The 13,114-nt window shown below is 45.9% G+C and carries 11 protein-coding genes; 10 read left to right on the top strand and 1 reads right to left on the bottom strand.

What is annotated here, in order from left to right; translation table 11 throughout:
- The first annotated feature begins 92 nt into the window (after positions 1-92).
- From lepB to AB4027_RS06535, 9 genes are all read left to right on the top strand, one after another.
- Complete coding sequence (gene lepB / locus AB4027_RS06575; RefSeq protein ID WP_368644764.1) at positions 93-707, top strand: signal peptidase I; 615 nt, start codon at positions 93-95, stop codon at positions 705-707.
- Positions 708-754: 47 nt separating this feature from the next.
- Positions 755-1,618: a ribosome biogenesis GTPase YlqF gene (gene ylqF / locus AB4027_RS06570; protein ID WP_368644763.1), complete on the top strand. Its 864-nt coding sequence runs from the start codon at positions 755-757 to the stop codon at positions 1,616-1,618.
- Complete coding sequence (locus AB4027_RS06565; protein WP_368644762.1) at positions 1,596-2,366, top strand: ribonuclease HII; 771 nt, start codon at positions 1,596-1,598, stop codon at positions 2,364-2,366. Before ylqF ends, AB4027_RS06565 begins: the two co-directional genes overlap by 23 nt.
- 87 nt (positions 2,367-2,453) lie before the next feature.
- Positions 2,454-3,329, top strand: a complete 876-nt coding sequence (dprA, locus tag AB4027_RS06560; RefSeq protein WP_368644761.1) for a DNA-processing protein DprA — start codon at positions 2,454-2,456, stop codon at positions 3,327-3,329.
- A 147-nt stretch (positions 3,330-3,476) separates the two neighbouring features.
- Positions 3,477-5,546 carry a type I DNA topoisomerase gene (gene topA, locus AB4027_RS06555; protein WP_368644760.1) on the top strand — a complete coding sequence of 690 codons (2,070 nt, stop codon included), beginning with the start codon at positions 3,477-3,479 and terminating at the stop codon, positions 5,544-5,546.
- Positions 5,547-6,297: 751 nt separating this feature from the next.
- Positions 6,298-7,194, top strand: a complete 897-nt coding sequence (xerC, locus tag AB4027_RS06550; RefSeq protein ID WP_091488734.1) for a tyrosine recombinase XerC — start codon at positions 6,298-6,300, stop codon at positions 7,192-7,194.
- A 30-nt stretch (positions 7,195-7,224) separates the two neighbouring features.
- The gene (gene hslV / locus AB4027_RS06545; protein WP_091488733.1) at positions 7,225-7,764 is read left to right on the top strand and encodes an ATP-dependent protease subunit HslV; all 540 of its coding nucleotides are present in this window, start codon (positions 7,225-7,227) and stop codon (positions 7,762-7,764) included.
- 13 nt (positions 7,765-7,777) lie between these two features.
- Positions 7,778-9,202: an ATP-dependent protease ATPase subunit HslU gene (gene hslU, locus AB4027_RS06540; RefSeq protein WP_368644759.1), complete on the top strand. Its 1,425-nt coding sequence runs from the start codon at positions 7,778-7,780 to the stop codon at positions 9,200-9,202.
- A gap of 24 nt (positions 9,203-9,226) precedes the next feature.
- A complete protein-coding gene (locus AB4027_RS06535) occupies positions 9,227-10,210 on the top strand; it encodes a sensor domain-containing diguanylate cyclase (RefSeq protein WP_368644758.1) in 984 nt (327 codons plus the stop codon).
- 62 nt (positions 10,211-10,272) lie between these two features.
- On the opposite strand, the gene plsY is transcribed toward AB4027_RS06535, so the two are convergent.
- Positions 10,273-10,872 (bottom strand): glycerol-3-phosphate 1-O-acyltransferase PlsY, encoded by a 600-nt coding sequence (gene plsY, locus AB4027_RS06530; RefSeq protein WP_091488727.1) that lies wholly within the window; start codon positions 10,870-10,872, stop codon positions 10,273-10,275.
- 261 nt (positions 10,873-11,133) lie between these two features.
- Here plsY and parE point away from each other — a divergent pair, with 261 nt between their 5' ends.
- Positions 11,134-13,113, top strand: coding sequence for a DNA topoisomerase IV subunit B (gene parE, locus AB4027_RS06525; RefSeq protein ID WP_368644757.1), 1,980 nt, complete (start codon positions 11,134-11,136; stop codon positions 13,111-13,113).
- Position 13,114: the final 1 nt, after the last annotated feature.

Genomic DNA, 13,114 nt, shown 5'->3' with positions numbered 1-13,114 from the left:
GAAGAGAAAGAAAATATCGCGTGTCTTCTGATGCCCGATCATTTTCTTTCTCTATCTTTTTTAAATATGTATAAGAGAGAGTAGGTCATTGTATGGAAGATTCATCTTTTACTCCCCGAAGAGACAAATATAATAAGAAGCCCCAAAAAGAAAAAACACTGTTTCAAGAAATCATAAGTACATTTATTTATATTGTTGTCATCACCGGTATATTCTTAAGCATCAGACTCTACGTTATAGCTCCCGTCAGAGTTGAAGGGGCGTCTATGGAACCGACTCTGCATGATGGAGACCGCTTGATTTTGAATAAAGTGGGTGATATCGACCGTTTTGATGTGATCGTCTTCCCTTCACCTGAAGATAACGATAAACAGTTTATCAAGCGGGTGATCGGTCTGCCGGGAGATGAGATCACATTTTCTGATCAGACCCTTTATATCAACGGAGATACTATTGAAGAAGACTACATCGATCTCTCCGGAGTCAGTGAATCGGACCTGCAGTCATTGAACAGCAACTTCAGTCTGGCTTCCATCGAAGGTGTCGAGGAAGTGCCTGATGATGCTTACTTTGTCCTGGGCGATAACCGCGTGAATTCAAAGGACAGCCGTTCCTTCGGTTTCATCGATAAGGATACCGTGACTGGAAAGACGAGTCTCCGAATCTGGCCGCTGGATCGTTTCGGCTTCATCGATGACGATGAATAAAAAGCGGGAGCTGTTATAAAGCACGCATGGAAGGAGAGGACAGACGCATGATACAATGGTACCCCGGCCACATGGCCAAAGCTAAAAGACAATTTCTGGAAAAACTGAAAATGGTCGATGTCGTATACGAACTGATCGATGCACGGATACCTTATTCAAGTAAGAACCCGGATGTCAAAGAGATGATCGGTGAAAAACCGCATATCGTCGTATTGATGAAAAGTGATCTAGCAGATCCCAGACAGACATCTGCCTGGCTTAGAGATTACGAAGAAAGAGGCATTCCTGCGATCTCGATCAACGCGAAAGAAGGACAGGGCCTCAAAGAAATTTTGAAACTGACAAAAAAAGTGCTGAAGCCTTTCTTTGAAAAACGCGAAGCGAAAGGCATGAAACCACGTGCGATCAGAGCAGTCTGCGTAGGCATACCGAACGTTGGGAAATCCACACTGATCAATCGGTTTGCACACAAGAACATTGCCCGGACTGGGAACAAACCGGGTGTAACTAAAGCTCAGCAGTGGATCAAGTATGGTAAAGAACTGGAGCTTCTGGATACTCCAGGGATCCTATGGCCGAAATTCGAAGATCAGGATGTCGGGAAACGACTGGCCGTAACTGGCGCAATCAAAGATACCCTGCTGCATCTGGACGATATCGCTCTGTATGCCATGGGTTATTTGAAAGAACATTACCCAGGGGCGATGACAGAACGCTATAACTTAAAAGAGGGCAGAGAAGAGGAACTCGACCTGCCGGAATTACTTTTAGAGATAACAAAAGTCAGAGGGTTCAGGGATGATTATGACCGAGGAGCAGAAATGTTCATTCACGAACTTAGAAATGGATTGTTAGGAAGGATCACACTTGAGCGACCAGAAGATATCTATGGAAAAGACACAGACGATTAAAGAAATAAAAGAACTCTTAAGCAGTGGAACAGAAATATCCAGCGATTATCTTGCACTGTTGAAACAAGACGCGAGAAAAGGTGTTCAAACGGCATTGAAGCAGTATGAAAACCGGTTGAAGAAACAGGCCCTGATACAGGAGAATTACCATAAGATGCAGTCGTATGAGCGTGCTCTAAGGGAACAGGGTAAAGGATATATCGCCGGTATCGATGAAGTGGGACGCGGTCCTCTGGCTGGTCCTGTCGTTTCTGCTGCAGTCATTTTGCCGGAAGAACCTGATTTGGCTGGTATCAATGATTCCAAGCAACTCAGTGAGGTAGAACGGGAACACTGGGCTGAAAAGATAAAAAAAGTGGCGCTGGCTATCAATTATTCGGTCATCTCTCCAGAAATGATCGATAGTTTGAACATCTATGAAGCGACCCGCGTATCGATGAAAGAATCTGTTGAAGGTCTGGGCATCCGTCCTGACTGTCTGCTGATCGATGCCATGCGTATCGACAGCCGGATCCCTCAGGAGAAAATCATCAAGGGCGATGCTAAAAGCATATCGATCGCCGCTGCTTCCATTATTGCAAAAGTCACACGCGATAATATAATGAAGGAATTGGCGGAAAAATATCCGGGATACGGTTTTGAGAGAAATGCCGGGTACGGTACAAAAGATCACCTTGATGGGCTGAAAAAGCATGGAGTGACACCTATCCACAGGAAGTCGTTCCGGCCGGTCAAAGACCTTCTGTAAAAAAATCGAATAAAATTAGTGAGTTTTTATTTCTTTTAACAATAAAAGAGATAGGAACTCAATTTTTTTATTTAAGGAGATAATGTTTTGCAGACGATCCAGACAGAAGATTACTTATATGCGTTAGCTTATTGCCCGTTTTTAAGTCATAAGGAAAAATGGAAGGTCTTGATCAGTGACCATCCGGAATTTAGTGACTACACGTTAGTATCTGACCGGTCACTTGCCATGACTTTTCAGAAGAAAACAGCTTTCTGGCGATATTTGAAAGAATTCGATTATGTTACATCCATGGAAGAAGAGAAAGCGGCAGGTATCCATACCGTTTATCTCAGTCAGGAAGATTACCCGCATGCCTTGAGGAAAAGTTATGAACCCCCGTTGGTCCTCTTTTATAAAGGAGATTTTTCTCTCGTATATAAAGGGACGATAGGCATTGTCGGTGCACGTGACTGCACAGAGTACGGTGAGCGATTCCTCAAAGAGCTGCTTCCTCCCCTTGTCTGCCATGATTTGGTGACAGTGAGCGGTCTGGCGAGAGGCATTGATACGTATGTGCATACCAAGACTATTGAAAATGGAGGAAAAACGATCGCGGTCTTAGGGAATGGGATCGGATATGCTTATCCAAGGGAAAATAAACCGCTGCAGGAGGAAATCGGCAAGAACCATCTGATCCTTTCTGAGTATCCGCTGAACAGAACACCTAAGAAGCAGTATTTTCCTCTGCGTAACCGGATCATTGCCGGCCTCTCCCGTGGTATCTTAGTCGTTGAGGCCAGAGAACGGAGCGGAAGTCTCATCACGGCACGACTGGCTCTTGAAGAAGGACGTGATGTTTTTGCCGTTCCTGGTTCTGTTTTCAGCGAGCAGTCAAAAGGATGTCTGGATCTGATCAAAGCAGGAGCAATACTCTGCCAGTCGTACGACGATATTTTATCAGAATGGCACATGACTGTGTGAAGTTTTTAATTAAATATAGTTTTAAAAGTTGACAAAGTGAATTCATATGCCCTATGATAGATTACGATTCTTGTGAAGACCAAGAATATGACGCAATTATAGAAAATCAGCGTAAAAAATATGGTATATGAGGAAGGAGCCTGCAATTTGGCTTATAAATATTTAGTCATTGTAGAATCGCCCGCAAAAGCAAAAACGATCGAAAAGTATCTTGGAAGAAATTATAAAGTGGTGGCCAGTTTAGGTCATATCAGAGACTTGCCCAAAAGTCGTATGGGTGTGGATTTTGAACATGATTACCAGCCCGATTACATTACGATCCGCGGTAAAGGCCCGGTCATCAAGGATCTAAAGAAACATGCAAAAAAAGCGGAAAAAGTTTTTCTCGCAGCTGACCCGGACAGAGAAGGGGAAGCCATTGCCTGGCACTTAAGCCACATCCTAAAACTGGATAATGAAGAAAAAAACCGTGTCGTCTTTAACGAGATCACCAAAGACGCCGTGAAGAACGCTTTAAAAAATCCGAGAAATCTGAATGAGGATCTCATTGATTCCCAGCAGGCCCGACGTATCCTTGACCGTATCGTGGGATATCAGATCAGCCCGCTGCTCTGGAAAAAAGTCAAGCGTGGTCTGAGTGCCGGACGGGTACAGTCTGTTGCTTTGAAAATGATCTGCGACCGCGAAGAAGAGATCAAGAACTTCGTGCCTGAAGAATACTGGTCCATCGAAGCCAAATTCAAAAAGGCAAAAAATGTGTTTGATGCGAATTTTTACGGCTTGAACAACAAGAAAACCAAACTGCCGGATAACGATGCCGTACAGAATGTGCTGGAGAAACTGGATCAAAAGGCTGACTTTGATGTCACCAAGGTCGTCAAGAAGGAACGCAAGCGTAATCCTTATGCACCGTTCACGACCAGCAGCCTGCAGCAGGAAGCCGCCGGCAAGCTGAACTTCCGGACCCGAAAAACCATGATGATCGCCCAGCAGCTTTATGAAGGGATCTCATTGGGTAAAGGCGGGACCACAGGACTAATCACCTATATGCGTACGGACTCCACGCGTCTGTCTGAAACGGCGAAACAGGAAGCCCATGAAGTGATCCTCAGCGAGTTCGGTGCAGAATATGCGGCCACTAAACCCAGAAAGCAGAAAAACGCCCAGTCTGCCCAGGATGCGCACGAAGCCATCCGTGCGACCAGCGCCATGCGCAAACCGTCTGACATCAAGCAGTATCTCTCAAAAGATCAGTACAAACTGTATTCGCTGATCTGGTCACGTTTTATTGCCAGTCAGATGAAACCGGCTGTTTATGATACCGTCCGCGTGGATATCGAGCAGAACGGTGTGAGATTCAGAGCGAACGGTTCGCAGATTAAATTCAAAGGGTATCAGCTGGCTTATGCTGAAAGCAAGAAAGACAAGGACAACATCTTGCCGGACCTTGCTGAAGGCGATAAGATCAAAATGGATGCGATCGAACCGAACCAGCACTTTACACAACCGCCTGCCCGCTACAGTGAAGCCACATTGATCAAAACACTGGAGGAAAACGGTGTGGGGCGTCCGTCGACTTATGCACCGACGCTTGAAACCATCCAGCGCCGCTACTATGTGACACTGGCGAACAAACGGTTTGAACCGACAGAGCTCGGTACCATCGTCAATACGATCATCGGTGAATTCTTCCCGAATATCGTCGATGTCAACTTTACAGCGGATATGGAGAAAGATCTGGATGCCGTTGAAGAAGGGACCAAAGAATGGGTCGAAGTCATCGATCAGTTTTATAAACCCTTTAAAGAAGAAGTCACGACGGCAGAAAAAGAACTCGAAGAAGTGGAGATCGAGGATGAACCGGCTGGCTTTGACTGTGAAAAATGCGGGTCGCCAATGGTTATTAAAATGGGCCGCTACGGCAAGTTCTATGCCTGTTCCAATTTCCCTGACTGCCGAAACACCAAACCGATCGTCAAGAAAATCGGTGTGACATGTCCGGTATGTAAAAAAGGTGAAGTGGTGGAGCGCAAGTCCAAGAAGAAACGTATCTTCTACGGATGCGAAAACTACCCGGAATGCGAATTCACGTCATGGGACAAACCGATCGGTCGCGATTGTCCGAAATGCGATCACTATCTGGTCGAGAAGAAAACGAAAAAACAGAAGCAAGTCATTTGTTCCAATTGTGATTACAAGGAAGAACCACAAAAATAAAGATCGTTATACGGTGGAAAGAGGCTGGAGACAGCCTCTTTCTTCGTCTTTAGAGAGCTCATTGAGGGGTGAAACTTACAAGGCTGGCCTGTTGGGTTTAAATGCAGCGAGAACTTTAGGAATGTTGTGCTTGAATTTCCCGCTATGCCGGTATTGCGACAGGTTTTGAGTACTGTGCGGCATAAAAGGTGTTCTAATCACGGTATTGCGACAGGTTTTGAAGAGCATAGGGCATAAAAGATGTTCCAATAACGATATTGCGACAGGTTTTGAGTACTGTGCGGCATAAAAGGTGTTCTAATAACGGTATTGCAACAGGTTTTGAAGAGCATAAGGCATAAAAGATGTTCCAATAACGATATTGCGACAGGTTTTAAAGAGCATAAGGCATAAAAGGTGTTCTAATCACGATATTGCGACAGGTTTTAAAGAATATAAGGCATAAAAGATGTTCCAATAACGGTATTGCGACCAGTTCCAGAGCCCTAAATGTTTGAAAGTGTCACTATATCGGTTTTGTACCCACTTTCCGCTTGAATCAGTGGAAGAATCGGTTGCTAAGAGACTTGAACAACCGATTCTCGAAATTGTGATAGGCTAAGCCTGTGCTGACCTTCCAGATACTAAAGGGATCGAGCATGATCGATCCTTCATTTCAAATGTTCTTAAATCTTCATTGTTTTATCCCACTTTCTTTATGTGCCTCAGTGTCTCACATATGGTAAAATAGAGAAGGTGAGGAGAGATAGGCATGGAAAATAAATGGATCACCCTTTTTTCGAATTATCTGACCAATGAACGTCACTATTCTGAGCATACGACTCTTGCTTATATTGACGATTTAACGGCCTTTGAGCGATTTTTAAAAGAAACAGGGGAAGAAGACATCTTGACAGTTGAATTGTCTGATGCACGGATATATCTGAGTTATTTGACAGATAAAGAGTACTCGCGTGCATCGATTTCGCGAAAAATCTCCAGTATCCGTGCTTTTTATCAGTTTTTACTCAACAACGAAATCGTTAAGGACAACCCGTTTTCTTATCTGCATCTAAAAAAACGCGGGTCACGATTGCCCAGCTTTTTCTATGAAGAAGAAATGAAGGTGCTGTTCGAAGCGACAGAAGGGGATGCCCCGCTCGACCAGCGCAATCAGGCTCTGCTGGAACTGCTTTACGGTACCGGTATCCGGGTAAGCGAATGCCAGGGCATCCAGCTGGAAGATATCGATTTTGAAATGGGGATGCTTTTCGTTAAAGGAAAAGGACGGAAGGAACGCTATATTCCTTTCGGTCATTATGCGAGTGAAGCCGTGAAAGCTTATATTGAAGATGGACGTCAAGTCGTAATGTCGAAATACAAGAAAGACCACGACTATCTGTTCATCAATCATCATGGCGATCAGATCACGCAGAACGGCATTCAGTTCGTGCTGACACAGCTGATCAAAAAGAGTTCGCTGTCTCATAACATCACTCCTCACATGCTGCGTCACACGTTTGCGACTCATTTACTTAATAATGGCGCCGACATACGGACGGTACAGGAACTGCTGGGGCATAAGAGTCTGGCTTCGACGCAGATCTATACGCATGTGACCACTGAGCACCTGCAGAAGGATTATAATTCTTATCACCCCAGAGCATAAACTAAACACTTTTAAATGGAGGAATACAAAATGACAGAGTTTCATGCAACCACGATTTTAGCTATTCAACACAATGGCGAATGTGCCATGGCTGGAGACGGTCAGGTCACGATGGGCGAGAAAGTCATTATGAAAGGCTCAGCCCGTAAAGTAAGAAAGATCTATAACAATGAAGTCCTCGTCGGCTTTGCCGGCAGTGTGGCTGATGCATTCACACTCGAAGAAAAATTTGAAGGCTATCTGAACCAGTACAACGGTCACCTCATGCGTGCTGCCGTGGAACTGGCCAAGGAATGGCGTACAGACAAGATGATGAAAAACCTGGAAGCTTTGCTCATCGTCATGAACAAGGAACAGATGCTTCTGGTTTCCGGTAATGGTGAAGTCATCCAGCCGGACGATGGTATTTTAGGTATCGGTTCAGGCGGAAACTTTGCCTTGTCAGCTGCCCGTGCCTTGAAGAAACACGGAGAAACCCTGTCCGCAGAAGAAATCGCCAAAGACAGTTTGACGATTGCAGCGGATATCTGTGTATACACCAACCATAATATCGTAACCGAAAAACTGTAAGGAGACTGATGACATGAAAGCAAGAAATGATTTAACACCAAGAGAAATCGTAACCAAACTGGATAAATACATCGTGGGCCAGAAGGACGCTAAAAAAGCGGTCGCAGTCGCACTGCGTAATCGCTACCGTCGTCTGAAGCTCGATGATGACATGCAGAAAGAAATCACACCCAAAAACATCCTGATGATCGGTGCAACGGGTATCGGTAAAACAGAGATCGCCCGTCGTCTGGCTGCTATCGTGGATGCCCCTTTCATCAAAGTGGAAGCCACAAAATTCACAGAAGTCGGCTACATCGGCCGGGACGTTGAATCAATGGTCCGTGACCTCACAGAATCGGCCATCCAGCTGGTCCGTGAAGAGTACCGTAAAAACGTACGCGGACGTGCAGAAAGACGTGCCATCGAACGCGTCGCTAAAGCCCTGGCTCCAGGGATCAAGAAGGAAAAAAGCGGCTATGACAACAATCCTTTAGCGGGAATGTTCAAAGGGATGGGCATGGACCCGAACCAGTTCAATCAGAATGCCGAAGAGGAAGAAGAAACTGTCACGGAAGAGATCTCTTCCAAACGTGACGCCCTGATCGACCAGATCAGCCGCGGGATCCTTGACTCACGCGAAGTCGAGATCAAAGTCGAAGAAAAGAAAAAAGCGTCGAATAGTCCGATGAGCCAGCCGCTGGAATCGATGGGTATCGACTTGTCAGAAACATTCGGCCAGCTGACCCCGACTAAAAAAGTGAAGCGTAAAGTCACGGTTAAAGAAGCGGTCGATATCTTTACGGAAGAAGAAGCAGACAAGCTGATCAACACGGAAGATATTTATTCCGATGCGATCAACTTGACAGAGAACTCAGGGATCATCTTTGTGGATGAGATCGATAAGATCACGTCTAAAGGACAGCAGAACAGCGGTCAGGTCTCCCGAGAAGGTGTTCAGAGAGACATCCTGCCGATCGTTGAAGGATCCAGTGTGCGTACGAAATATGGAACAGTCAATACCGACCATATCCTGTTCATCGGTTCCGGCGCTTTTCACCTGTCTAAACCAAGCGATCTGATCCCTGAACTGCAGGGACGTTTCCCGATCCGCGTGGAACTGAATGACTTGACGAAAGACGATTTCGTGAAGATCCTGACAGAACCGGAAAATGCTTTAGTGAAGCAGTACCGTGCCTTGCTTGAAACAGAAAATATCAACGTGATCTTTACGATGGAAGCAGTCGAAAAAATCGCTGAGATCGCCTATGACGTGAATGAATCCACGGATAATATCGGGGCACGTCGTCTGCATACGATCCTTGAGCGCCTGCTTGAAGATCTGCTGTTCGAATCTCCGGACATGACGATGGGCGAAGTGAAGATCACAGAAAAATATGTTGAAGATAAAATCGGCCATATCGTCGAGAACAAGGACCTTAGCCGCTATATCTTATAAGACATTTATTGGGGTGCAGAAGTGATGAGTGAGCAATTACATGAGCGGACTAAAGAGGAACTGCTCTTTAAGATCAAGGAACAGCAAATGCTGATCGATGAACTGCTGGCCGAAAAAGCAGCCGAAGCGAAGCTGGACTATCCCTGGAAAGGAAATCTCGGTCACTGGTACTGGAATATCCAGACCAATGACGTGGTCTTTAATCCTTTGAAAGTGGAAGCGCTCGGCTATTCTGTCGATCAGCTGCCTGAAAAGATCCCTTATGATTTTTTTACAAACAAACTGCATCCCGATGATTATGAAACTGTGATGGATAATATGCGGCAGCACTTGAAAGGCGTGACGCCTGTTTATGAGGTCGAATACCGCATCAAAGCCAAGGATGGAACCTGGAAATGGTTTTATGACCGCGGGAAAGTCACGAAAAGAGCAGAAGACGGGGCACCTTTATTTGCTGTAGGCATCGTATTTGATGTCTCCAAGCAGAAAAGCAAAGTGGAAAATCTGGAGGATCTGACGTCTTCACTGATCGAACTTGTCGACAAAGATGAACTCACACAGATCAGGAACCGGCGTGCAGTCATCAGAGAACTGAAGACCCATATGATCGATTCGGCTGTCAAAGGCAAACAGCTGGCAGTGAGCATGGTGGACATTGACGATTTCAAGCATCTCAATGACACGAAAGGCCATGTCTTTGGGGACTACGTGCTCAAAGAAATCGCGAAGACACTGGAATGTAAACTGGATAGAAAAGGGATCGTCGGCCGTTACGGCGGTGAAGAATTCCTGATCCTTTTACCCGACACTTCAAAAGAGGCAGCAGAAAAACAGCTTAATGACTGCCGGTTAGCGATAGAAACCAATGAATTCCTGAAACTGGAATCGCTGACTATCAGCGGGAAATTCACTCTGTACACCCAAGGGGACCATCAGGATGTTCTCAGAGAAGCGGATAAAAACTTGTACAAAGCTAAAGCGAACGGAAAAAACCGGGTAATCGGATAAAAAAGACCTTTTCCACACTCAGTCGTATTAAACAGACTGAGCTGGAAAAGGTCTTTTACTCTTTATTTATCTGATTGATTCAATCCAAAAGGGACCTTGTTTTCTTCGCCCTTTCTGATCCGGTCGATGTTTGCCCGGTGCCTCACGACAACTAAAATCATAGCGATCCAGACGATGGCAGTGAAGACCCAGTCCCCTACAAAGAGAGCGGCTCCGGCAGCGATGATCAGGGTCAGTACGCTTGCAAGGCTGACCATACTCGATGTATACAGGATGGCCGCGAACACCATGATCAAAACCAGGACAAAAAGGGGTTGGACTCCCAGAGCGACACCAGCAGTCGTCGCCACGGCTTTTCCGCCTTTAAATCCGGCAAAAATTGGATAAACGTGGCCGATGATCGCAAATAAACCGAAAATCATCGGATGAATCGTGACGCCAAACCATAGCGGCAGCAAAACAGCTAGTGTTCCTTTGGCGATATCCATGACCAAAACGACTGTGCCGGCCCATTTCCCGAGGACCCGGTAAGTATTCGTAGTCCCTGAGTTCCCGCTTCCCTGTTCTCTTATATCTGTTTTAAAAAAAGCTTTACCTATCCATACGCCCGAGGGGATCGATCCGAGCAGGTAAGCTGCAGCAATGAGTATTAGTTCAATCAAACATGTTTCCTCCTTAAGTTCACCCTTAATCCTTTATTATTCTACCATGACAGGACGGTGACAACAATAAAAGATGGCAGGTGAGGGCACATAACATGCCTCTGGCGTTAGGGGAACAAAGGTTTTTTACACATGCTACTTAAATTATGGTAAGATTAATAGTGCTTGGCTTTTAACGAAAGAATACACAATCTATTTTTATTATAAAAAGTTGAATAACGAAATATCAGCATGTGAAGAATCAAAGGAGAATCTGTGGTAATGGCAAAAAATAATTACGATGATAGTTCAATTCAAGTGTTGGAAGGCCTGGACGCGGTCAGAAAACGTCCGGGTATGTATATTGGATCGACAGACTCCAGAGGGCTGCACCATCTCGTCTATGAGATCGTTGACAACGCCGTAGATGAAGTGCTGGCCGGATATGGGACACGGATCGACGTTACCATCCACAAAGACAACAGCATCACAGTCAAAGACGATGGACGCGGGATGCCGACGGGAATGCATAAGTCTGGTGTGCCGACTATACAAGTTATTTTTACAGTCCTGCACGCCGGTGGCAAGTTCGGCCAGAGCGGCGGATACAAAACATCCGGTGGTCTGCATGGTGTAGGGGCTTCTGTTGTGAATGCGCTGTCTGAAGAGTTGACGGTCCAAGTCAACCGCGACGGCTTTGAGTACACGCAGCATTTTAAAAAGGGCGGAAAGCCTGCCGGTAAACTGACGAAGAAAAAAGGCCAGAAAAAAGCGACTGGGACCACGGTGCATTTCAAACCGGATCCTGAAATCTTTTCAACAACGGACTATTCTTTCTCACAGTTGAGTGAACGCTTGAGAGAATCGGCCTTCCTTTTGAAAGACGTGACGATCTCGGTCAAAGATGAACGCAAAGAAGATGCCGAAGAAATCTTTCATTACGAAGAAGGCATCAAGGAATTCGTCAAATATATCAATGAAGAAAAAGATACACTGACACCGATCGCCTACTTTGAAGGTGAATATAAAGGCATCGAAGTGGAATGTGCCTTTCAGTACAACGATGGCTACTCCGAGAACCTGCTGAGCTTTGTCAATAACGTACGCACGAAAGATGGCGGGACGCATGAGATTGGTACAAAAACGGCGATCACAAAGACCTTCAATGAATACGCCAAACGCGTGAACCTTTTGAAAGAGCGGGACAAGAACCTGGAAGGGACCGATGTGCGTGAAGGGATCGCGATCATTCTATCCGTTCGTATCCCTGAGAACCTGCTGCAGTTTGAAGGTCAGACGAAGAGCAAGCTGGGGACGACTGAAGCCCGTGCGGCGTGCGATACGGTGATTTCAGAGCAGTTCAACTTCTGGCTGGCTGAAAATGGCGAAATGAGCCAGCAGATCGTCCGTAAAGCGATCAAAGCGAGAGAAGCCCGGGAAGCGGCACGCAAGGCGAAAGATGAATCCCGAAACGGCAAGAAGAAAAAACGCAAAGAGACACTCTTGTCCGGCAAGCTGACACCGGCTCAAAGTAAAAACGCTAAGAAGAACGAATTGTATCTCGTTGAGGGGGATTCTGCCGGCGGTTCAGCCAAGCAAGGCCGGGACAGAAAGTTCCAGGCGATTCTGCCGCTGCGAGGAAAGGTCATCAATACAGAAAAAGCGAACATGCAGGATATCCTGAAAAATGAAGAGATCAGCACGATGATCTACACGATCGGTGCAGGTGTCGGACCTGAATTCGATATCAAAGACTGTAATTACGATAAAGTCGTCATCATGACCGATGCGGATACAGACGGTGCGCATATCCAGGTCCTGCTTTTGACCTTCTTCTACCGTTATATGAAACCCCTGATCGAAGAAGGCAAAGTGTATCTCGCCCTGCCGCCTTTATATAAAGTGTCTAAAGGTAAAGGCAAGAAAGAGGTCATCGAGTATGCCTGGACGGATGAAGAACTGGACAAACTCCTGAAGACATTCGGTAAAGGCTACATCATCCAGCGCTACAAAGGTTTGGGTGAAATGAACGCCGACCAGTTGTGGGATACAACGATGAATCCTGAGTCACGGACGCTCATACGTGTGACGATCGATGACGTCGCACAGGCTGAACGCCGGGTGTCTGTCCTCATGGGGAACAAAGTCGATCCCCGTCGTAAGTGGATCGAAGAGAATGTGGAATTCTCGCTTGAAGAAGAAGGCAGCATTCTGGAAACGAATGACATCCTTGAAGAAGTGGAAGAAACTGTAGAGTTGTGAG

Origin of the sequence: Alkalibacterium putridalgicola (assembly GCF_040959045.1) — a bacterium.
Lineage (GTDB): Bacteria > Bacillota > Bacilli > Lactobacillales > Carnobacteriaceae_A > Alkalibacterium > Alkalibacterium putridalgicola.
Note: the sequence above shows the minus strand (reverse complement) of the source record. Positions and strands in the feature narration are given on the sequence as shown.